Genomic DNA, 22,020 nt, shown 5'->3' on the forward strand with positions numbered 1-22,020 from the left:
GGAACGCCATGAAGAAAATCTGGAAGGCAGTCTGTGCGGTTGCGGTAGCAGGCATGATGAGTCTGCCGGTTCACGCCGAAGAGAAAACCATCACCATGGGCACCATGAACTGGGAGGACTTGACCCCCATCACCGGCATCACCAAGAAGGTGCTCGAGGACTCTGGCTACACGGTCAATGTGGTGGAGTTTTCGGAGTGGGGCATTGCCTATGCAGCCCTGACCAAGGGTGATGTTCAGGTTCTGGCCTCCCAGACCGATTACGCCGCCTCCGATTACTGGAACAAGAATAAAAACCGGCTCGAAAAACTGTCGCCGGTCTCGTTCGGTCTGTACCAGGGGCTGGCGGTGCCCAGCTATGTCGACATCGATTCGATCGATCAACTCAATGCCAACGCAGACAAGCTCGGCGGCAAGATCATCGGCATCGAGCCAGGGTCAGGCTTGATGAGCGATGCCAACAACGTGGTCAAGGCCTATGACCTCAAGCTGAAACTGGTCGAAGGCAGTACCGCTGCGATGACCGCCGCGCTGAAGTCTGCTGTGGACCGCAAAGAGTGGGTGGCGGTCACGGTGTGGGATCCGTCCTGGATGACCAAGAAATTCGACCTGAAGTTTCTGAAAGACCCCAAAGGCATCTTCCCGCCGCTGCAAGGCTATTACTGGATCGGCCATAAAGGTTTCGCCGAGGGCAATCCACGTGCCCGTGAGCTGATGGCCAGTGTTTACGTGCCTATCGCCGACATCACCGCCATGAACGCCGAGGTCAAGGACGGCAAGACCATGGATGAGGCCGTCAAGGGCTGGACCGACAGTCACGCCGATTTGTTGAAGCGCTGGGAAAACGTCAAGAAGTGAAACACAGCGCTTTTTTTGCCACTGCCGCCTTTTGATCAATGAGAGAAGTCAGCCAAAACTGACTCGACGGGTTACGACATGACAACGGCTAAAATTGACACTAACGAAGTGCTGGTAGATTGCCAGAATGTCTGGAAAATCTTTGGGGAAAGCGCACCTGCCGCGATGCAAGCTGTCGTTCAGCAGGGGCTTACCAAGACCCGGATTCTGCAAGATTACAGCTGCGTGGTCGGGGTCTCGAACGTCAGTCTCCAGGTCCGCCGTGGAGAGATCTTTTGCATCATGGGATTGTCCGGCAGTGGCAAATCCACCCTGATCAGGTTGCTCAACAAGCTGATCACTCCAAGTTCCGGAAAGGTCCTGGTCAAGGGCAAGGATCTTTCCACGCTTTCAGCGGCACAATTGCGCGAAGTACGCGCCCGGCACATCGGCATGGTCTTCCAGAGCGTGGCCCTGCTGCCCAACCGCACGGTGCTGGAAAACACCGCGTTCGGTCTGGAAGTGCAGGGCATCGGCAAGGCCGAGCGCTACAAGGTGGCTGAGCGTGCGCTGGCGAAAGTGGGCCTGAGCGAATGGTCGCAGCGTTACCCCAGCGAGTTGTCCGGGGGCATGCAGCAACGTGTCGGCTTGGCCCGGGCGATCACTGCCGACCCGGAAGTGATTCTGATGGACGAGCCGTTCAGCGCCCTCGACCCGTTGATCCGCCGCCAGCTACAGGACGAGTTCCGCCAGCTGACGAAAGAGCTCGGCAAGTCTGCGGTGTTCATTACCCACGACCTGGACGAAGCCATCCGCATCGGCGACCGCATCGCGATCATGAAGGACGGGGTGATCATTCAGGTGGGTACCGCCGAAGAAATCGTCCTCAAGCCTGCCGATGATTACGTGGCCGAGTTCGTCGCGGGCATCTCGCGCCTGCATCTGGTCAAGGCCCACTCGGTGATGACCCCGGTCGCGCCGTTCAAGGCGGCCAACCCCGGCTGTGATATTGCGCGACTGATCAAGACCAGGCTCGATGCGGACATCAACGAGCTGATTGGCCTGACCGTGAAATCCGAGCGCGATGCGTTGGCGGTGGTCGATAACGACGTGGTCGTAGGGATCATCACGCCTCGTGATCTGCTGCGCGGTGTGCAGGGAATTGCGAATGAATTCTCAGCCTCGTCAGCGACCGCTGCGCTGGAGGCTTCGGCATGAGCACCCCCGACTTTTCCAGTCAGTTCGATTCGGCCATCGATTCCAGCCTGGAGTGGCTGGCCGATCACGGCGAGTTCCTGTTCAGCGCCGCCAACGACGCGCTGACAGCGGTCTACAAAGGCGTGCTCTGGTGCATCGCCTTGCCGCCGTTTTACGTCATTGCGCTGCTGTTCGCGTTGATCGGCTGGCGCTTGATCGGCCTTCGTTTCGCGATTCTGTCGGGGCTGGCACTGATGTTTTGCGCCTTTATCGGACTGTGGCCGGAGACCGTGAGCACACTGGCTCTTGTCCTCACCGCGACCTTTCTGGCGTTGTTGGTTGCAATCTCGTTGGGCGTGGTCGCGGGGCTCGCGCCTGCATTCGACCAAGTGGTCGATCCGTGCCTGGATCTGGTGCAGACCATGCCGCCCTACATTTATCTGCTGCCCGCCATTGCGCTGTTGGGATACGGCCCGGCCACGGCGTTGTTGGCGACTTTCATTGTCGCGCTGCCACCGGCCTTGCGCCTGACTTCGCTGGGCATTCGCATGACCCCCAAGGAGTTCATCGAACTGGGTGACGCCAGCGGTGTGACCGGGATGCAGATGTTCTTCAAGATCCGCCTGCCATTCGCGATGCCCAGCATCATGGCCGGCGTCAACCAGAGCCTGATGATGGCGTTCGGCATGGTCGTGATCGCCGGGATCGTCGGTTCCGGCGGCCTGGGTGAGTCGATCTACGGGGCGGTGCGCACGCTGGACATCGCCAAGTCGATCAACGCGGCCATCGCCATCGTCATCCTGACCATGATCCTCGACCGCCTGGCGCAGAGTGCAGCGCGGCCTCGTATGGGAGAAAGCCAATGAGCATCGCCGACCTGCGTTTTTCCCCCGGTGAGTTTCTAGCCCCCGTCGTGGACTGGCTCAACGCCAATCTGCATGGCTTGTTCGTCGTCATCAGCCAAGTGGTAGAGGCTGTGCTGGGGCTGGTCGAGCGCCTGTTGCTGGCACCTCATCCCTACATGATGATCGCCATCGTCTTTGTTGCCGCGTTCATCTTCGCCACCAAACGTGTGGCGGTGTTCGCGGCGCTGATGTTGGCGTTCTGCCTGTTCTCTGGCCTGTGGGTCGCGTCGATGCAGACCATCGCGCTGGTGTCCGTGTCGGTGCTGATTTCGGTGGCGATTGCCTTCCCGCTGGGGGTTCTGGCCGCTCGGGTCAAGCGCGTAGACGATGCGTTTCTGCCAATCCTCAACATCATGCAGACCGTGCCGCCTTGGGTGTATCTGATTCCGGCGGTGATCCTGTTCAGCCTGGGGCGTGTTCCGGCGATCATCGCCACCATCGTCTACGGCATTCCGCCGATGCTGCGCCTGACCACGCTGGCGTTCAAACAACTGCCCAAAGACCTGCTGGAACTGGGGCAAGCGTCCGGTGCGTCGCCGAAGGATATTCTGTTCAAAATCGAATTGCCGACCGCCGCACCCACGCTGCTGGTGGGCCTGAACCAGTGCATCCTGATGTCGCTGGCCATGGTGGTACTCGCCGGTCTGGTGGGGGCGGGTGGCCTGGGGGCTGAAGTCACCAGGGGGCTGTCGCGGATGGAAATGGGCCTGGGCCTGCGCGCCGGTCTTGCCATCGTCGCCATCGCGTTGCTGCTCGATCGCCTGTCTCGCGGCGCGCTGCAGCGCCATTCGCCAAGCAAAATGGTTTAACAGGACGTCACCATGAGACGCAGTTTTTTCTGTATCGATTCCCACGCCTGCGGCAATCCGGTTCGCGTTGTCGCAGGTGGCGGTCCGTTGTTGCCATCGGTTTCCATGGCCGAGCGGCGGGAGATATTCGTCCGCGATCACGACTGGGTACGCACCGCGCTGATGTTCGAGCCTCGCGGCCACGACATCATGTCCGGCGTGATCATCTACCCCTCGACTCGCGAAGATTGCGACTTTGGCGCGTTGTTCATCGAAGTCAGCGGCTGCTTGCCGATGTGCGGCGCGGGGACCATCGGGCTTTCGACGGTGGTCATCGAAGAGGGGCTGGTGACGCCGAAAGAACCGGGCAAGCTGGCGATCGAAACCCCGGCCGGCCGTGTCGATGTCGAATACACCCTGGACGGTGAATACGTCGAGTCGATCAAACTGTTCAACGTCGCCAGCTACCTGCACAGCGCGGATGTTGTGGTGCAGGTGCCTGGCGTCGGGCAACTGACTGTCGACATCGCCTACGGCGGTAACTTTTACGCGGTGGTCGAACCGCAGCAATGCTGGCCAGGCCTTGATGGACACAGCACCGCCGATATCGTCGGTCTGAGTGTGAAACTGCGCGCGGCGCTGGCCGGAATCTGCAATCCGTTGCACCCGGAAAATGAGCGGATCACTGGCGTGCATCACGTCATCTGGTGCGACAAACCGCAGAACAGCACAGCGGATGGTCGTTGCGCGGTGTTTTACGGTGACAAGGCCATTGATCGTTCTCCTGGTGGCACCGGAACTTCCGCCAGGATGGCGCAGTTGTTTGGCAAGGGGCGGCTGAGAGTCGGCGACACCTATCGACACGAGAGTCCGATTGGCACGCTTTACGAAGGCAAGGTCGAGGCGGCGATAAAGGTTGGCGAATTCGCCGGCATACGCCCGAGCATCACCGGTTGGGCTCAGGTGACAGGCTACAACACCCTTTTTGTCGATGACAGAGACCCGCTCGCTCACGGTTTCCAGCTCGCGTAAGCGCCTCTCCAGAGTGCATTCTTCGAGCGATTGAAGCCAAGCTTAACGAATCGCCAGATAAACGCTCTGTGCTGTAGGAAAACGCGCATTTCTAGTTGAGACACTTCCTATTCGTTCCAGGTACCACGCCCTTGGGATTGCCACTCGCCTGCGCTGCGACGTCTTATTCATCATTCCGAATCGTCCGGCTCAGTGCTCCTTCCCAGCGGCAAGGGACGCAGCCTGAAGCCCATGAATAAGGTCCCTGGAAATGCACTCATCTTTGGATGCCCCCTATACCAACGAAATCTCCCGTGAAGCTCTCTGTCATTTGGATGACTTGTACTTGGAGCAACGCCACCTGGAGGGTTACGGCGAAGAAGTCGCGGCATTCGTCAATCGACAAAAAGCATTCGTCCAAGCGCATCCGCCAATCGCTATTTATCGAGTGGCCACCGAGGGTAGCCAGACGCGGTACGGCGGAACGATCCAGCAGGTGTCATCTTCATTGACGTTCACCTTGGATAATGGCTGGAAAGTATGCGCCGCGCAGAAAGGCGACCAAGTGGTGTATGCCGATGGCAGCACGGCACGGATCATCACCGGTGCGGGGCAAGCCAATAGCAATATCGCGCTGGTCGGCAGTCGTTTGAGCAATGGCGACGAAATCATCAATACGCTTCAGAAACGTTTCCTGATCATCGTGCGTGAAGGCGTGCCGATGGCGGAGGATTTCCTGCCTGCTCTTAAACTGGCGGATGTTCATCGCCTGCACTCGAATGGGATGAAGGAAGACATCCAATGAACGAGGGTCTGCTGCGCAGCCCAGCGGGAGCAAGCTCCCTCGCCACAAGGTTCATGCTGAACACTCAAACAGAGTGAAGGTGATCTACCTGATGCCTGTGAAAGCGAGGGTGCCGACAACATATCAAACCCTGTGGGAGCGAGCTTGCTCGCGATGACGGCAGCACAGCCAACATCGCCGGTACTGACCCAGCGCTATCGCGAGCAAGCTCGCTCCCACAGTGGAACTGTGGTGTTCGCAATATCCGGGTCTGCCACCAAACCCTGTGGGAGCGAGCTTGCTCGCGATGACGGCAGTACAGCCAACATCGCCGGTACTGACCCAGCGCTATCGCGAGCAAGCCCGCTCCCACAGTGGAACTGTGGTGTTCGCAATATCCGGGTCTGCCACCAAACCCTGTGGGAGCGAGCTTGCTCGCGATGACGGCAGCACAGCCAACATCGCCGGTACTGACCCAGCGCTATCGCGAGCAAGCTCGCTCCCACAGTGGAACTGTGGTGTTCGCAATATCCGGGTACGGCACCCAACCCTGTGGGAGCGGGCTTGCTCGCGATGACGGCAGTACAGCCAACATCGCCGGTACTGACCCAGCGCTATTGCGAGCAAGCTCGCACATGAGGGTTGCGGGATGGCCTGGCATCAATTGCCAGGCTTCTCTAATGGCCCAAACGGCGCTTTTTACTGCACCTTCGCCAAATCCCCTTTCAACGCAACACCAGCCATGATCGCGCCGGCGTGGCATTCGTAGGTGGTGGGGTCTTTGCGTTCGTTGCTCTTGTAGAAGCTGACGATGTTGGTGACGGCGTTGGCGCCGGCGTTCTTGGCGGCCTGGTGCAGGCTGATCAGGGCTGATTGCAGCACCCATTCGCAGGCCACTTCATCGGACTTGTTGAAGGCGTTGGTTTTCTTGTTGGTCACGGCGCCGGGGCTGACCACGGTGACGTTGCCAGCCGGTTTGTTGCCGGCCAGGTAGAACTTCACGCTGCCGTCGATCTTGCCGGTGCGGATGGCTTCGGCGACGACCTTGTCGAACGGCAGGAACAGCGCGGTATCACGGGCCTGGCTGAGGCTTGGCAGGGTGCTGAGCAACAGGGCGGCGGTCACGGCGATTTTCTTCAACGACATCATGGTCTCCTTGACGTAGGGGTAACGGGGTTTTGAATCCGATTCAGCGCCAGCGGCGGAAGATCAGCGAGGTGTTGACCCCACCAAAGGCGAAGTTGTTGTTCATCACGTATTCGTTGCTCATCGACCTGAACTCGCTGCGCAGGTAGTCGAGCTGGCCGCATTGGGGATCGACCTCATCGAGGTTGAAGGTGTGCACGTACTGGTCGCTCTTCAGCATTTCGATGCTGAACCAGGACTCCAGCGCCCCGCAGGCACCCAGGGTGTGGCCGAGGAAGCTCTTCTGCGAGCTGATGGGCATGTGCTCGCCAAACAGGCTGCTGGTGGCCAGGGTTTCGGCGATGTCGCCCTGTTCGGTGGCGGTGCCATGGCCGTTGACGTAGCCGATGGCCGAGGGTTCGAGGCCGGCATCTTCCAGGGCCAATTCCATGGCCCGGCGCATGGTGACCAGTTCGGGGCGGGTGGCGTGCTGGCCGTCGGCGTTGCTGCCGAAGCCAACGATCTCGGCATGAATCCGTGCGCCCCGGGCCAGGGCGTGTTCCAGTTCCTCGAGCACGAGCATGCCGGCACCTTCGCCGATCACCAGGCCATCGCGGCCTTTGTCGTAGGGACGCGGGCTGGTTTGTGGCGCATCGTTTTTCAGGCTGGTGGCGTAGAGCGCATCGAAAACCATCGCTTCGGTCGGGCACAGTTCTTCCGCGCCGCCGGCCAGCATCAACGGCAGGCGCCCGAACTTGATGGCCTCGTAGGCATAGCCGATGCCGTGGCTGCCGCTGGTGCAGGCACTGGAAGTGGGGATCAGGCGTCCGGTCAGCCCGAAGAAGATGCTGATGTTGGCCGCGGTGGTGTGGGGCATCATGCGCACATAGGAGTTGGCGTTCAGGCCTTCGGCCACGCTGTTGAGCAGCATGTTGCCGAACGCCTTGATCTCATCGGTGCTGCCGGTGGATGAACCGCAGGACACGCCCATGCGCCCGTCCTTGATCGATTCGTCGCCCAGCAGGCCGGCGTCGGCCAGGGCCTGTTCCGCCGACGCGACTGCCAGGCGCGAGACCCGCCCCATGCTGCGCAATTGCTTGCGGGTCCAGTGGGCCGGGACCTGGAAGTCGTCGATGGGGCCGGCCAGGCGCGTGTTCAGTTCGGTGAAACGGTCCCACTCATCCATGCGCCGGATGCCGCTGCGGTTGGCGGCGAAGTTGCTGGCGATGGTTTCCCAGTCGCTGCCCACGGAGGTGATGCCGGCCATGCCGGTGACGACGACGCGCTTCATCAGCACAAGCCTCCGTTGACGGCCAGGACCTGCCGGGTGATGTAGCCGGCTTCGGCGGACATCAGGAAGTTCACCGCGCCAGCCACTTCTTCCGGGGTGCCCATGCGCTGGGCGGGGATCATTTTCATCAGTTCTTCCACGGGTACGTTTTCATCGAGCATGGCGGTGTCGATCAACCCCGGCGCGACGCAATTGACGGTGATCTTGCGCTTGCCCAGCTCGATTGCCAACGCCTTGGCCGCGCCGATCAAACCGGCCTTCGAAGCACTGTAGTTGACCTGGCCGCGATTGCCGATCAGCCCGGAAACCGAAGTGATGCAGACGATCCTCCCGGCGGCGCGACGACGGATCATCGGCATCATCACCGGGTGCAGTACGTTGTAGAAACCGTCGAGGTTGGTGCGCATCACCACATCCCAGTCGTCTTCGCTCAGGGCCGGGAAGGCGCCGTCGCGGGTCAGGCCGGCATTGAGCACCACGCCGTAATAGGCGCCGTGGGCTTCGACATCGGCTTCGAGAATGGCCTTGCAAGCGGCGCGGTCGGCCACGTCGAATTGCAGCACCCGGACGTTGCGGCCCAGGGCCTGGATTTGTGCCTGGACCGCCTCGGCCTCGGCGCGACCGCTGCGGCAGTGCAGCACGATGTCGTGCCCGGCCTGGGCCAGGCGCAGGGCGATGGCGCGGCCGATGCCACGGCTGGAGCCGGTGACCAGTACGGATTCAGTCATGGCGGGGTTCCTGTTGCGGACGGTTCATGAAGGTAATGGGCAGCCTGGGGCGGACGGAATACATTGAGCCGGGCCGTGGCATGGATGCCGGGGGCGTGGATGTGGCATTCGAACACGCCCATGCCGTTGTCGTCTTCCAGGGAGCGCACGCCATGGATGCTCAGCTCGGTGCCGACGGGAAAGCAGTCGACGTTGCATTCGAACTTGCGGGTGCCGAGCAAAAAGCCCAACTCCACGGCATCGCCGCGTCGGCGGGCGTGGCAACCGGCAAACGCCGCGACACTCTGGGCCATCAGCTCGATGCCGACCCAGGCCGGCAGTGCGCCGTCGTCGCGGTTGAACAAACCGCCGGGCTTGACGGTGGCGTGGGTGTGGATCTGTTCGTCATCGAACGACAGGATCCGGTCGATGAGGATCATGTCGCCGGCATGGGGCAGCAGTTCGGCGAGCGGCCAGTCAGTCATGGGGCGTCTCCGATAATCAGGCTGACGTTGTTGCCGCCGAAGGCAAATGAATTGCTCATCAGGCGGCGCGCGGTGGCGGGTTTCAGGCGGGTGTTGGCGGTGACCCAGTCGAGCGCTGGCAGGGCAGGATCGGCCTGGCCGTCCCAGATGTGCGGCGGCAGGGCCTGGGCGGTGTTTTGTGTGCTCAGGGCCAGCCAGCAGAACGCCGCTTCCAGCGCCCCGGCCGCGCCGAGGGTATGGCCGGTCATGGGCTTGGTGGACGAGCAGGGCACGCCCGCCGGGAACAGCCCGGCCACGGCCTGGCTTTCCATGGCGTCGTTGTGTTGCGTGGCGGTGCCATGCAGGTTCAGGTAGTCGATCTGGCGGGCGTCGAGGCCGGCGCAGCGCAGGGCTTTTTCCATGGCCTGGCGCGCGCCGCGACCGCTGGGTTCGGGCGCGGAGATATGGTGGGCATCGGAACTGGCGCCGTCGCCGAGCAAGGCAATCGGCGTTCCCTCGCCTGGCGTTTTGCTCATGAGAAACAGCACCGCCGCTTCGCCAATGTTGATGCCGCTGCGGTTCACCGAGAACGGATTGCAGCGTTCGTTCGACACTGCTTCCAACGCGGAAAAACCGTTGAGGGTCAGTTTGCACAGGCTGTCCACGCCGCCGCACAGCACCGCATCGCACAGGCCCAGGTCCAACAGGCGCCGGGCGCTCATCAAGGCGCGGGCGCTGGAGGTACAGGCCGTGGAAATCACGTAGGACGGGCCGCTCAGGCCGAGCCAGTCGGAAAGAAAGTTGGCCGGCGCGCTGAGTTCCTGTTGCTGGTAGTCGTAGCCGTCGGGGAAGCGCTGCTCGCGCAGGTAGTGGGCAATGCCCTGGCTGGCCTCATCGATGCCCGACGTACTGGTGCCCAGGACGATGCCGATGCGAGCGCGACCGTAGGCCTGGATGGCCTGGTCGATCTCGGTGCGAATCTGCAACCCCGCTTCCAACAGCAGTTGATTATTACGGCTGCGTTGCGCCGCCAGGGCAGGGGGGATGGGCGCGAGTTCACCCGGTACCGCGGCGACCGGCAAGGCCCGTTCGGCCACCCAGCCATCCTCGCTGCGCACGCCCGAGCAGTCGCCGGCAAACAGGTTGCGCGCGACAGTGTGCTTGTCGCGGCCCAGGGCGCAGATCACCCCGAGGGCATTCAGGTAGGCGGTCATGGGGCGTTCTCGGTCAACGGTGTGATGCGGTAGCGGGGGCCTTGGGGCAGGCTCATTTCAAAATCCAGCGGCTGCGTGTAGCGCACCTGCCAGCGATTATCGAGGGTCCGTTGCGACGCCTGTCGCCGGGCCGCCGGATAGTTGCCGGACAGCTCGGCTTCGGGGGTCAGGGCGAACAACAGCGCGGCGAACAACTCCCGGGCCTCGGCATTGGGTGGCAGCAGACCGTCGGCCTGCCACTGGCCGTCGACCAGGCGCTGGCGGGCCACGGGAATGCCCAGCGGGTCCATCATCGACCAACGGATGCCGGTGTCTTCGCGCTGGATCACCAGTAGCCAGTCCTGGCGTTGGCCGGCCAGGGTCCGCTCGATGTGCAGTTGCATCGGCAACGCCAGGGTCGGCGTGCGGGCGGGCAGCGGCGCCTGGCTGGCGCAGGCGCTGAGCAGCAACACACAGGCGATCAGCAGGCCACGGATCATCCGGCAGCCCCTTCGCCAGGTTTGCGCGCCACCACATTGACCAGGGTTTCCTCACGCTCGCCAAATGGCTTGGGCCGGCGCAGGCCAAAGCGCTCCAGCAGGCCGAAATCCTTGGCACGGCTCCACCACAGGTACGGGTAGGAGACGTTGCGGTCTTCGAACCGGAACCCTTGATCGCGGATCATCTGCAGGTACTGCGCGGCACTTTTCTGCACGTGCATGGGGTGGCGGAACAGCCAGCGGATCACCCAGGTATCGATGTAGGCTTCGGTGGATTCGGCGAACATCAAATAGCCGCCGGGCTTGAGTACGCGGTAGAACTCGGCGAGGGCTTTTTCCTGCTCCACCAGGTGATGGAACGTCTGGTGGCAGAACAGCAGGTCGACGCTGGCGTCGGGCACCGCCAAGGTCGCGCAGTCGCTGCCGATCAGTTCCACGGTCATGCCTTGGCGCGCGGCTTCCTCCCGGCTCAGGTCCAGGCTGTGAGGGTCGGCATCCACGCCGATCAGGCGTTGTGGCGCGAACACCTGGCGCAGGTACTGGAATGATTTGCCCTGGCCGCAGCCGGCGTCCAGCAGCACCGGATTTGCTGGCAGCGCGGTGCTGAACAGGCTGCGCAGGTCGTTGATCGCCACGCGCAACACGTGGTGCTGCCAGGTGTGGCTGCGCAGGAACCAGAAGCCGAAGCGGGTTTCTTCGACGTAGTTGTCGCTCAGGTAGCTCATGGTTGCTGACTCGGCGCCGGGCTTGCGCAGATTTCCGAGAGCATGCGCAGGCGCCGCTTGGGTTCACTGACAAACGGGTTGCGTTGATCCCAGGCGTAGCCAGCCAGGATCGAACTGATCATGCGCCGGATGTCGTCTGAACCTTCGGTGTAGAAAATCACGTCCTGGAAGGTGCCGGCGTACCAGCCTTCGACATAGCAGCGGAAGGTGTCGACGCCGCGCTTGAGCGGCTCGGCAAACTCGCTTTGCCAATCGACGCTTTCGCCTTGGAGCTGGCGGTGGAGTACGTCGGCGGCCATGCTCGCCGAACGCATGGCAATGGTCACACCGGAGGAGAACACCGGGTCGAGGAATTCCGCGGCGTTGCCCAACAGGGCAAAGCCCGGGCCGTGCAGGGTCTTGACGTTGGCCGAGTAGCCGCCGATGGTCCGCGCCGGGGTGTCCCACTCCGCATTTTGCAGTACGCCGGCCAGGCTTGGGGTTTCGTCGATGAAACCACGCAGGCAGGCATCGAGGTCGTCGGTGCGGCCGGCGAAATGTTCCGCCGCCGCGACCACGCCCACCGAGCAGCGCCCGCCGCTGAACGGAATGGTCCAGAACCACACGTCACGTTTGCTCGGGTGGGTGGTGATGAGGATCTTTTCCCGGTCGAACGCCGGAGTGTCGATACGATCCTCGATGTGCGTGAACACGGCCTGGCGCAGCGGGAAGTTCGACGGCGCTTCAAGGTCCAGCAGGCGCGGCAGGACGCGACCGTAGCCGCTGGCATCGAGCACGAAGTCAGCTTCGACGCAGTACTGGCTGCCGTCTTCACGCTGCACGCCCAGTCGTGGTTTGACGAGGGTGAAGTCGGCACTGGCAATCGCTTGGCCGTAGCGGATCTCCACGCCTTGCAGGGCGGCCTGGTCGGCCAGCAACTTGTCGAAGTCGGCCCGTTGCACCTGGAAAGTGGTGGGCTTGCCGTTGCTGAAGGTATCGCCGAAGTCAAAGGCGCTGTAGCGCTCGCCCCAGGCAAACGCGGCGCCGTTCTTGCGCTGGAACCCAGCGGCATTCACCGCGTCGAGCATGCCGGCTTCTTCAACGAAATCCAGGCAATGGGACAACAGGCTCTCACCGATGGAGAACCGTGGGAAATGCTGGCGCTCGATGACCAGCACATCGTGGCCCTTGCGCTTGAGCAGCGCGGCGGCAATGGCCCCGGAGGGGCCGGCACCGATGACGACGACCTGGCGATGTTCCGTTTCAGTCACAGGCATTGGGATTCCTCGAGTTCCGTAATCATCGTTGGTCTTCTTGAGCGGATGTGGGGTGTTCGTGACGTCCGGCCCACGGCGCCAGCATGAAACTGAAAGCCAGCCCCAGGCTCACCGCCAGGCCGAAGTTACTCACCGCCGGTGTGCTGGAAAGCGCCAGCAGGCCGAACGACAGCCAGGTAGTGATCGCTGCCAGGAAAGTGCCCAGCAGGCTCACCGCCGCGCCACCAATCTGCTCGCGCATCAGGATCGCGTAATCGACGCCGATGGCCGTCACCAGCAGCAGGCCGAACAGGCTGAACAGGGTCAGTGGCTGCCCCAGCCAGCCGAGGCTCGCCAGGCTGCACAGCGCGGCCAGCAATGGCAGGGCGACGATGCGCAACGCCGCACCGACCCCGAACGGCCAGATCAGCACCAGCACGATCAGCACGCAGGAGGCCAGTTTCAACTCGGCGGCGCTGACCTGCGTGGCGGCGAAGACCCGGTTCAGGTCCCCCAGGCGATCCACCAGTTGTACCCCCGGCAGGTCCACGGCTTGCACCCGCAGCAGCGCGGCATCGTTCAAGCCTTGCAGGCTGATCATGGCGGCCACGCCTTGCGCGGTGGGGCCGAGCCAGAGCGTGCGGTACGGCTCGGCCAGGGGCCCGGCCAGCGCGGCATCGATGTCGGTCACCGGCAAGGCCTGCAATTGCGCCAGTTCCGCTTGCAGCGCGGCGACCGGCACGCCCAGGTCCAGCAACGGCTGCCAGACAGCCGGCAACCGGGCCAGGGCCTCACGCACTTTCTGCTGGTCGGCGGGCGGGCTCACCAGTTGGTTCAGCGACAGGTAGCCCTGGAGTTTTTCCAGGGCGATCAACTGATCCAGCCGCTCGTTGAGGGCGGTCTGGCGCTCCAGCAGTTGAGACTGATTGTCGGCGCGGATCAGGAAGAACTGGCTGGTGGGCTGGAAGCCGGTGATGCGCGCGATCTCGCGGGCTTCGTCGGTGAGGTGCTGAGGCGTGCCGATCCACTGGCGGATGTCGTTTTTCGTGGTCAGGTGCCAGAGGCCGCCCGCGCAGAAACTCAGCAGCAACACCAGCAGCACTGGCGTAGGCACCCGTGCCAACAACGCCTGGCGGATCTGGAGCAGGCATTCGCACAGCCGCAGCGGCCACTGGGCCGGACGCAAATCCGCACCGTTGAGCAGCGCCGGCAACAGGCACACCGCGGTCAAGTAGGCACCCACCAGCCCGGCGGCGGAAAATATCGCGATCTGGGTCAGGGCCGGGAACGGCGTCCAGGCCAGGGCCAGGTAGCCGATGCAGGTGGTCGCCAGGCTCAGGCTCAGCCCCGGCAGGGTCAGGCGCAAGGCCGGCCAGCTGCGCCATGGCTTGAGGCTCCAGCTCTTGGACAGGTAGTGCAGGGGGTAATCCACCGCGACGCCGATCAGGCTGGAACCCAATACCAGGGTCATCACATGCATGCGTCCGAACAAGGCCACGCACGCCACGGCACCGAACAGCATGCCCACCAGCACCGGCACGAACGCCAGCCACACCCGCAGGCGTCGGAAGGCCAGCAACAGCAGCAGCAAAATGCCGACCGTCGCGCCACCGCCGACCCAGGTGATTTCCCGCGACGCCTGTTGCTGGCCGCTGGCGGCGTACAGCAGGCCGCTGGCCGCCAGCAGTTGCCCTTGGGCCTGGCTCGCCTGGTCGCGGCTGCGTTGCAGCAGCTCGGCCACTTGCAGCGGCAGGTTCATGTCGAAGGCGGTGCCCTGGGCACGGGCCCGCAGCATCACCCAGCTTTTACCGTCGGCATCGGCGACCAGGGCCCCGCTGCCGATGTCGAATTTGATCGCGCCGCGTTGGGGCTGGCTGTTCTGGATACGCCCGGTCAGGCCCAGCCAATCGTCCTGGTTCGGCACCAGGCTGAAGCCGCTGAACGGGTCGAACAGGGCCTGTACTCGTTGCTGGATGAACGCCTGGGGCTGTTCGATCAGTTGCTGCCGGTCCGCCGCCGAGAGCATCGCCAATCGCCCGTTGAGCAGTTGCGTACGCAACGCCGGCAAGTCGGCCTGCAATGTCCATTGCACCTTGTCGAACAGGCCGCTGGCCTGCCATTGCTCGCCCAGGGTTTGCGCCAGGGCGATGGCTTGCTGGCGATCGGCATGACCGACCAGCACCAGCACCTCGCGATTCAACGGTTCCTGCATGCGCTGCTCGGCGATCAGTTCCAGGGCATCGGGCGACGTGCCCGGCACCAGTTCCATGAGATTGGCCGACAGCGGCGCGCCGTTGCGCCACTGCCAGCCGGCGAGCGCGAGCACGGCCAGCAGTAGGATCAGGAACAGCCGGGGCAGCATCCGTTCACTCGGCAAAATCATGTTGCTCCGCTTCGCTCAAAGGTTGCGCGCTGGTGGCGTCCTGCATGCGCAGCACGGTGCTGTCGCCCTGGGTTTCCAGCAGTTCGATGCGCTGGACCAGTTCGCCTCCGTCAATGTTGATCTGGTTGAAGACCTGCTTGAGCAGCACCGAGCGCGGGGTCAGGGTGAGTTTCCACTGCTGTGGCTCGCCGGACAGGCTCAGTTCGAAATCCCGTTGCAAGCCACTGCTGTCGCCCTGCAATACCGCCAGGAACAGGCGGTTCTGCTCGGCGCCGGCGCTCTTGTTCGGCAGCATCTGCCAGGCATTGCCATCCCGCCGGGCGATGCCCTGGGCGGTAATGCGGTAGTCCTGTTGCAGCGGGGTTTGCAGCAGCCACAGCAGGCCGTGGTTTTTCGCCAGTACGAAGCGGCCCTTGCTGGTGAGAGGCTGGGGCAGTGCGCGCAGGTGTTTTTCCTGGATGAACTGGCCGTGGATCACCTCCGGGCGGGCCAGTTGGTCGCTCAACTGCTGCAGGTCGAAAGCCTGGGCCAACGGCGCCAGGCAACACAGCAGCAGCCAGATCGACAAGCGTTTCATGGCAGTTTCCTTTCGACGGCTTCGACAAAGACCCGGGGCGAGGCCAGCAGCATTTCGCGGCTGGCGATGTCCACGGCCACTTGTACCGAACTGGCGCGGGTCAAGCGCTCGCCGGTGGCTGCGTCGCTGATCAGGTAATTGATCTTCAGCCGGTTTTCCCACTCCACCAGGCTGGCACGCACGGTCAGGGCCTGGCCGAACACGGCGCTGCGCACGTAGCGCAGTTGCAGGTCGATGACCGGCCAGGCATGGCCGGACTCGAGCATATCGTTGTAGTTGTGGCCGATCAGGTCGAGCAGCGCACAGCGAGCCACTTCCAGGTATTTGACGTAGTGGCCGTGCCAGACCACGTTCATCGAATCGACGTCGAAAAACGGCACCACGATGTGGGTGTCGACGTGCAGAACGCCTTGGCTACGCATGCAGCCTCCAATGTTGTTCGGCAATGCGTTGCAGGCACAGGCGCAATTCGCCTTCCAGGGCGCGGTCTTCGATGACCGGAGCGAAATCCTCCGCCAGTTGCTGGTGCATGGCGGCCAGGGCCGGCGGCAACGGCCGCGCGTCTTCAGCACGGCTGCGCAGCCATACGCCCTGGTTGGCCGCCAGCAACGTGGCGGCGGCGACCTGTTCGGTCAGTTCCAGCACGCGGATCGCGTCCCGGGCGGCGATGGTGCCCATGCTCACCTTGTCCTGGTTGTGACATTCGGTGGAACGCGAGAACACGCTGGCCGGCATGGTGTTTTTCAGCGCCTCGGCGGTCCAGGCGCTGGTGCCGATCTGCACGGCCTTGAAGCCATGGTTGAGCATCGCCCGCTCGGCGCTGGCGCCGGACAGGTTGCTCGGCAGGCCATGGTTGTAGCGCTCGTCCACCAGCAAGGCAAGTTGCCGGTCGAGCAGGTCGGCGACGTTGGCCACCAGGTTCTTCAGGCTGTCCATGGCGAAGGCGATATGCCCGCCGTAGAAATGCCCGCCGTGGAGCACGCGCTCGGCTTCGGCGTCGATGATCGGATTGTCGTTGGCGCTGTTGAGTTCGGTCTCGATGAACGAACGCAGCCAGCCCAGGCTGTCGGCCAGCACGCCGAGTACATGGGGCGCGCAGCGCAGGGAATAGCGATCCTGCAGGCGATGCAGCGGCGCTGTCGGCGCATCGATCGCCAGGTCCTTGCGCAGCCACGCGGCGACCTGCATTTGCCCCGGGTGTGGCTTGGCGGCGAACAGGCGCTCGTCGAAATGTTCCGGGTTGCCTTGCAGGGCGACGACGTTCAACGCGGTGATACGGGTCGCCAGTTGCAGCAGGTAGTCGGCCCGGGCGAAGGCCAGGCAGGCCAGGCCGGTCATCACAGCGGTGCCGTTCATCAGCGCCAGGGCTTCCTTGGGCCGCAGCACCAGTGGGGTCCAGCCCAACTCACGGTGCACATCGGCGGCCAGGCGCCGCTCGCCGCGGAACATCACTTCCCGTTCACCGGACAGCGTGGCGGCGACGTAGGACAGCGGCGTCAGGTCGCCGCTGGCGCCCACTGAACCTTCTTCCGGGATCAGCGGCAGGATGTCGTGTTCGAGAAAGGCCTGGAGCCGCTCCAGCAGTTCCACCCGCACCCCGGACACGCCGTGGCACAGCGACTGCAAGCGCGCCGCCAGCACCGCGCGGGTGGCCTGGGCGTCCAGCAGCTTGCCCAGGCCACAGCCGTGGAACGTGTACAGGTGACGCGGCAGGGCCTCGACATGGTGCAGCGGCACCGCCACCACGCAAGAGTCACCGTAGCCGGTGGTCACGCCGTAGATCACGCCTTCCTTGTCCAGCAAGGAGTCGAGGAATTGCGCACCCTTGGCGATGCGCTGGCGGAACGCCGGGTCATCCTGCAACTGCGTCGCGGCCTGACGGTTGGCCAGGGCCAGCACATCTTCGATGCGCAGGGGGCGTTCGCCGAAGGTTACCGGCTCAAGAGTGGGCATCGTCATCGGTCTTCCAGAAAGGGTAAAAGTTGAACCACTGTTGGGGGCCCTGGAGGCAGTACTGCGCCAGGCGCTCGGCATAGTGGCCGGCCCAATGGGCGATCACTTGTTCGCGCTCGTTGCGTTTCCACACCACGGCATCGGCGAAGGGTTCGAGCGTGACGCGATAGCGCCCCTCGTGCTTGAGGCACATCAGCAGGTTGACCGGGCATTTCAGCAGGCCGGCCAGCAGCCAGGGCCCCTGGGGGAATGCCGCCGGGTGGCCCATGAAGTCCACGGTCACGCTGCGTCCGCCGTGCAGTGGCACGCGGTCGCCGGCAATCGCCAGCCACTCGCCGCGCTCCAGGCGCTCGCTCAGTTGCAACATGATCACCGGGTTCAGCTCACTGACCTGGATCAGCCGCAAGTGCGTGGCACCGGCCTCGCCCAGCAAACGGTTGAACTGCTCGGCGTGCTTGGTGTGCACCAGCACGTTCATGGTCACTTTCTCGCCCAGCTCGGCCAGGGCCCGGCACATCTCCAGGTTGCCCAGGTGCGCGCCCACCAGCATTTGCCCACGGGCATCGCGCAGGTGATTGCGCAGTAGCGCCGGGTCGACGATTTCGATCTGGTCGATGCTCAGCTTGCCGTTCCAGACGTCGAGCTTGTCGAGCAAGGAATCGGCGAACGCCATGAACTGCCCGAACACCCGCCAGCGGGTCGGGCGCAGTTCGGGGCGTGCGCTCCAGTCGGCCAGGCGTTGCTGGTATTGCCAGGCCGCCTGGCGCGCGCTGCGGCCGAAAATGAAAAAGTACAGGACGATGCCGTACAGCACCGGGGTCAACAAGCGTCGGCCGAGCACCTTGGCGGCGAGCGCGGTGAGTTTCATCAGCCAGAAGCTGCCGCGCTCCTGGCGGTCGGCCCAATGTTGCTTGTCTGCCTGAAGGCTCATGTCCGCCACCGTCGCCAGAGGATCAGGGGCGCGCGCACCAGCATGCCGAAGAACAGCCGGGTGTGCATGCTGGAAATCAGCACGTTGTCGTGGAACAGGCGAAAATGCGAAACGCCGTCCTGAGGGTAATGGACTCGGGTGTGCAGCCAGTGCATCGGCTGATTGCGCCAGGCCAGGCGCACCAGGATGTCCGAGTCGAAATCCATGCGTTTGCCGATATTGGCCGAGTCGATCAGCGCCAGGGTCGGTGCCAAGGGGTAGACCCGAAAGCCGCACATCGAGTCGCGGATTTGCAGGGACAGGCTGTTGATCCAGACCATGACGTGGGTCAGGTAGCGCGCGTACAGGCGACCTTTCGGCACGCTGGCGTCGTAGTGCGGATAGCCGCAGATCACTGCGTCCGGGTGGGCACGGGATTGCTCGATGAAGGTCTTCACATCACCCAGATCGTGCTGCCCGTCGGCGTCCACCTGCAAGGCGTGGCTGAAACCCAGGCGCGACGCTTCGCGCAAGCCGGTCATGACCGCGCCGCCCTTGCCCTGGTTGACGGCCAGCCTGACCAGATGCACCTGCTCGCCCTCGGCCAGTCGTTCCAGTACGGCGGCACATGCCGGGTTGCTGGCGTCATCCACCAGTACGCAGGGCAGGCCGTTGGCGAGCAACGCCTGGACCACCGCCGAGATGGCGGTTTCGTGGTTGTAGACCGGGATGACGGCGCAGGGGTTATGCATGCGGCATGTCTCGGTGGCTAAGGTGCATTTTGTGGCGAGGGAGCTTGCTCCCGCTGTAGGAGCTGCCGAAGGCTGCGATCTTTTGATGTTGATCTTTCACTTGCGACTCAACTGTCTGGGACAAGATCGCAGCCTCGTTGCACTCGTCAGCTCCTACGCCGCCCAGCGGGAGCAAGCTCCCTCGCCACAGGAGGGCAGTGTGAGCATTAATCATTCGCCATCCCCAACACAATCCGCCCACTGGAGCAGGCGGCCGTGGCATTGCGGTAGGCAAAGTACAGCTTGCCGCGCTCGCGGTCGAAGCGCAGGTGCAGTTGGATGTCGTCACCGGGGCGAACCAGTTGCTGGAATTTCAGCACCTCCATGCCGACGAACCGCGGCGGCAGGTCCAGCAGTTGGCGGCCCAGGCTCAAGGCCCAGTCGACCTGCACCACGCCGGGCAATACCGGGGCGGTGGGGAAGTGGCCGCTGAAGTACGCGAGGTCAGGCGGCACGACCAGGCGCAGGCTCCACTCACCGTCGGTTTCGACCTGCTCCAACACGTCGGGGGCTTTGGGGCGTGGCGCCATCAGCAGCGCCTCGACCTCGGCCTGGGGCAGCTTGCCCTGGGCGTTGAGCGGCAACTGCCGCAGCCAGCGCCAGCGCCGTGGCAGGGCGAGGGTTTCGCAATGTTCGCTCAGGTGCCGGCGCAGGCCCTCGGTCACGGCCCGCCGACCCTGGTTGCGCAAGGCCCGCAGGCCAGCGTCGCTCAGCACCAGCAGCGCGCCGAGGGAGGCGCGGTTCTCCTGCACCACGCCCAGCCGCGCTTCGCTGACCCAGTCGTGAGCCACCAGCGCCTGTTCGAGCATGGGCAGGGAGATGCGCTTCTCTTCGAGCTTGACGATACGGTCCAGTCGCCCGAGCAGCTCGAAGCGCCCATCTTCGGCGATTCGCGCCGCGTCGGCGGTGTGTTCCACATGCCCGGCGGGCAGATAGGGCGAAGCGATCAGCAAGGCGCCGTCGCTGTCCTGGCTCAGCTTGACGTCGGCAAAGGGCTGCCACCATAGGTCACCCTGGCGCCAGGCGATACCGCCGGTTTCCGAGCTGCCGAAAATTTCCGTCGGCCATTGTCCCAGGCGTCGCTGCAAGCTTTGCGCGGCCTCGGCTGGCAAGGCGCCGCCGGAGGAGAACACCCGGCGCACGCTGCTCAGGGCCGGCCAATCGAGGTTGTCGCCCATGCGCTTGAGCAACGCCGGGCTGGCGACCCAGGCGAACACCGGTTGCTCGCGGCTGGCGCGTTGCAGGTCTTCGGGGAACGCCAATTGCCTGCGCCCGAACGGACGCCCGGCGCACAGCGGCCACAGCACTCGGAACAGCAGCCCGTAGATGTGCTGGGTGGCAACGCTGCCGATCATGCAGGCCGGGCCCAGGTCGGCGCCCCACAGCTGTTCCAGGGCCTGGACTTCGTTACTCAACTGCCGCAGGGTTTTCTCGATGCGCTTGGGCTCGCCGCTGGAGCCGGAGGTGCACAGGCTCAGCCAGCAGTGATCGAGGTCCAGCTCGGCGGCGTCCATCGGCGCGCATCGCAAGTCGTCGGGATGGGTGTCGCCGGGCTGGTCGGTCAGCCACAGGTCCACCTCCGACGCCCAGCGCTGGCGTGTCTGCGCTTGCAGGTCGGCAGGAAGCAGGACGCGCGTGCCGGCGTGCCAGGCACCGAGCAGGGCGATGGCCAGGTCGGCTGCATCTTCCAGGTGCACCGCCACCTGGCGCACGCCCTGGGCTTGCAGGCCGGCCGCCAGGCGCAACGCCGCGTCCCGCAGTTGCGAATGATCCAGCGCCGGAGCGACCGCGACGGTGCGTTCCGGCTGAGCCCTGAGCAACATCCGCTCAAGTGTTATCCAATTCATGGGCGGCCTCTTACCCGTTGTCGTATGAGCCATTCAATGGCAAACAGCAGCCCCATCAATCCGTAGGAAATCAGGCCGGTGTACAACATCCACCAGCTCAGCGGCGCCCAGAGGGTCAGGGCGGCGGCGAGCAAACCGTTACACAGGAAAAACACACTCCAGGCCACCGTGACCTGACGCGTATACACCACCGCCTTGGCCGGCAGCTGCGGTTCGCGCAGGCGGGCCAGGCGTTCGATCATTGGCGGGCCGTATTTCAGGCTCAGGGCGAACAGCCCGAGCATGAACCCGCTGATCAGCACCGGGTACCAGCGCAGCAAAAGCGGGCTGTCGAACAGCGCGAGCAACACGCAAAACACGATCGCCGTGGTTGCCATCCAGCGACTACCGGCGCCGCCATTGCCTAACAACGCCCGGGCCAGCCACAGGCTACCCAGCAGCAGCCCGAACTGCCACGGGGCGAAATGCTCCATGCCGAAATACACCGCAAAGGGGTACAGCAGGCCTGCCAGCAGCAGGCCGAGGCCAATCAGCCGGGTCATGCGGCCGGTTGAACCAGTCGATAGACCGCCTCGACCACGTCATTGACGGTGCGCACCGACTTGAATTCCTCGGCGGCGATTTTCTTGCCGGTCTGGCGCTTGATGTGGTCGATCAGGTCAACCGCATCGATGCTGTCGATTTCCAGGTCCTGGTACAGGTTCGATTCCAGCGTCACGCGCTCTGGGTCCAGCTCGAAGAGCTCGACCAGGGCGTCACGCAGGGTGTTGAAAATGTCGTCACGAGTTTGCATGGTCC

At 63.7% G+C, this 22,020-nt stretch carries 23 protein-coding genes; 6 read left to right on the forward strand and 17 right to left on the reverse strand.

Features of this window, described 5'->3' with window-relative positions:
* The first annotated feature begins 8 nt into the window (after positions 1–8).
* From IB266_RS17305 to IB266_RS17330, 6 genes are all read left to right on the forward strand, one after another.
* Positions 9–857, forward strand: a complete 849-nt coding sequence (locus IB266_RS17305) for a glycine betaine ABC transporter substrate-binding protein (RefSeq protein ID WP_192261898.1) — start codon at positions 9–11, stop codon at positions 855–857.
* A 78-nt stretch (positions 858–935) separates the two neighbouring features.
* Positions 936–2,054, forward strand: a complete 1,119-nt coding sequence (locus IB266_RS17310; RefSeq protein ID WP_060739531.1) for a quaternary amine ABC transporter ATP-binding protein — start codon at positions 936–938, stop codon at positions 2,052–2,054.
* Complete coding sequence (locus tag IB266_RS17315) at positions 2,051–2,899, forward strand: ABC transporter permease (RefSeq protein ID WP_192261899.1); 849 nt, start codon at positions 2,051–2,053, stop codon at positions 2,897–2,899. Before IB266_RS17310 ends, IB266_RS17315 begins: the two co-directional genes overlap by 4 nt.
* On the forward strand, positions 2,896–3,747 hold the full coding sequence (locus IB266_RS17320) for an ABC transporter permease (protein ID WP_192261900.1): 852 nt from the start codon (positions 2,896–2,898) through the stop codon (positions 3,745–3,747). Before IB266_RS17315 ends, IB266_RS17320 begins: the two co-directional genes overlap by 4 nt.
* Before the next feature lie 12 nt (positions 3,748–3,759).
* A complete protein-coding gene (locus IB266_RS17325) occupies positions 3,760–4,758 on the forward strand; it encodes a 4-hydroxyproline epimerase (RefSeq protein ID WP_192261901.1) in 999 nt (332 codons plus the stop codon).
* Between the two features lie 250 nt (positions 4,759–5,008).
* Entirely contained in the window at positions 5,009–5,542 is a 534-nt protein-coding gene (locus IB266_RS17330; protein ID WP_192261902.1) for a PAAR domain-containing protein, read from the forward strand.
* A gap of 678 nt (positions 5,543–6,220) precedes the next feature.
* Here the strand turns inward: IB266_RS17330 and IB266_RS17335 are convergent.
* The 17 genes from IB266_RS17335 to IB266_RS17415 all read right to left on the reverse strand — a co-directional run bounded on the left by IB266_RS17335 (position 6,221) and on the right by IB266_RS17415 (position 22,015).
* Positions 6,221–6,667, reverse strand: a complete 447-nt coding sequence (locus IB266_RS17335; RefSeq protein ID WP_003197008.1) for a hypothetical protein — start codon at positions 6,665–6,667, stop codon at positions 6,221–6,223.
* Between the two features lie 43 nt (positions 6,668–6,710).
* Positions 6,711–7,937: a beta-ketoacyl-ACP synthase gene (locus IB266_RS17340; RefSeq protein WP_192261903.1), complete on the reverse strand. Its 1,227-nt coding sequence runs from the start codon at positions 7,935–7,937 to the stop codon at positions 6,711–6,713.
* Positions 7,937–8,665, reverse strand: coding sequence for a 3-ketoacyl-ACP reductase FabG2 (locus IB266_RS17345; RefSeq protein ID WP_072407283.1), 729 nt, complete (start codon positions 8,663–8,665; stop codon positions 7,937–7,939). Before IB266_RS17345 ends, IB266_RS17340 begins: the two co-directional genes overlap by 1 nt.
* The gene (locus tag IB266_RS17350) at positions 8,662–9,129 is read right to left on the reverse strand and encodes a hotdog family protein (RefSeq protein WP_092203402.1); all 468 of its coding nucleotides are present in this window, start codon (positions 9,127–9,129) and stop codon (positions 8,662–8,664) included. The genes IB266_RS17345 and IB266_RS17350 overlap by 4 nt, the downstream gene beginning before the upstream one ends.
* A complete protein-coding gene (locus IB266_RS17355) occupies positions 9,126–10,322 on the reverse strand; it encodes a beta-ketoacyl-[acyl-carrier-protein] synthase family protein (protein WP_192261904.1) in 1,197 nt (398 codons plus the stop codon). The genes IB266_RS17350 and IB266_RS17355 overlap by 4 nt, the downstream gene beginning before the upstream one ends.
* Positions 10,319–10,801: a DUF3261 domain-containing protein gene (locus IB266_RS17360; RefSeq protein ID WP_192261905.1), complete on the reverse strand. Its 483-nt coding sequence runs from the start codon at positions 10,799–10,801 to the stop codon at positions 10,319–10,321. Before IB266_RS17360 ends, IB266_RS17355 begins: the two co-directional genes overlap by 4 nt.
* Complete coding sequence (locus IB266_RS17365) at positions 10,798–11,526, reverse strand: class I SAM-dependent methyltransferase (RefSeq protein ID WP_192261906.1); 729 nt, start codon at positions 11,524–11,526, stop codon at positions 10,798–10,800. Before IB266_RS17365 ends, IB266_RS17360 begins: the two co-directional genes overlap by 4 nt.
* Entirely contained in the window at positions 11,523–12,782 is a 1,260-nt protein-coding gene (locus IB266_RS17370) for an NAD(P)/FAD-dependent oxidoreductase (protein ID WP_192261907.1), read from the reverse strand. The genes IB266_RS17365 and IB266_RS17370 overlap by 4 nt, the downstream gene beginning before the upstream one ends.
* Positions 12,783–12,804: 22 nt before the next feature.
* The gene (locus IB266_RS17375) at positions 12,805–15,144 is read right to left on the reverse strand and encodes an MMPL family transporter (protein ID WP_192261908.1); all 2,340 of its coding nucleotides are present in this window, start codon (positions 15,142–15,144) and stop codon (positions 12,805–12,807) included.
* Complete coding sequence (locus tag IB266_RS17380) at positions 15,128–15,721, reverse strand: outer membrane lipoprotein carrier protein LolA (protein WP_092173584.1); 594 nt, start codon at positions 15,719–15,721, stop codon at positions 15,128–15,130. The genes IB266_RS17375 and IB266_RS17380 overlap by 17 nt, the downstream gene beginning before the upstream one ends.
* Entirely contained in the window at positions 15,718–16,143 is a 426-nt protein-coding gene (locus IB266_RS17385) for an acyl-CoA thioesterase (RefSeq protein WP_060739517.1), read from the reverse strand. The genes IB266_RS17380 and IB266_RS17385 overlap by 4 nt, the downstream gene beginning before the upstream one ends.
* A complete protein-coding gene (locus IB266_RS17390; protein ID WP_192261909.1) occupies positions 16,136–17,680 on the reverse strand; it encodes an HAL/PAL/TAL family ammonia-lyase in 1,545 nt (514 codons plus the stop codon). Before IB266_RS17390 ends, IB266_RS17385 begins: the two co-directional genes overlap by 8 nt.
* Entirely contained in the window at positions 17,661–18,605 is a 945-nt protein-coding gene (locus tag IB266_RS17395; RefSeq protein ID WP_192261910.1) for a glycosyl transferase, read from the reverse strand. The genes IB266_RS17390 and IB266_RS17395 overlap by 20 nt, the downstream gene beginning before the upstream one ends.
* A complete protein-coding gene (locus IB266_RS17400; protein WP_092173568.1) occupies positions 18,602–19,336 on the reverse strand; it encodes a glycosyltransferase family 2 protein in 735 nt (244 codons plus the stop codon). The genes IB266_RS17395 and IB266_RS17400 overlap by 4 nt, the downstream gene beginning before the upstream one ends.
* A 206-nt stretch (positions 19,337–19,542) precedes the next feature.
* Positions 19,543–21,222, reverse strand: a complete 1,680-nt coding sequence (locus IB266_RS17405) for an AMP-binding protein (RefSeq protein WP_192261911.1) — start codon at positions 21,220–21,222, stop codon at positions 19,543–19,545.
* Positions 21,219–21,764 (reverse strand): hypothetical protein, encoded by a 546-nt coding sequence (locus IB266_RS17410; RefSeq protein WP_192261912.1) that lies wholly within the window; start codon positions 21,762–21,764, stop codon positions 21,219–21,221. Before IB266_RS17410 ends, IB266_RS17405 begins: the two co-directional genes overlap by 4 nt.
* On the reverse strand, positions 21,761–22,015 hold the full coding sequence (locus IB266_RS17415; protein ID WP_030140951.1) for an acyl carrier protein: 255 nt from the start codon (positions 22,013–22,015) through the stop codon (positions 21,761–21,763). Before IB266_RS17415 ends, IB266_RS17410 begins: the two co-directional genes overlap by 4 nt.
* Positions 22,016–22,020: the final 5 nt, after the last annotated feature.

Source organism: Pseudomonas sp. Pdm06 (assembly GCF_014851795.1).
GTDB lineage: Bacteria > Pseudomonadota > Gammaproteobacteria > Pseudomonadales > Pseudomonadaceae > Aquipseudomonas > Aquipseudomonas fluorescens_AA.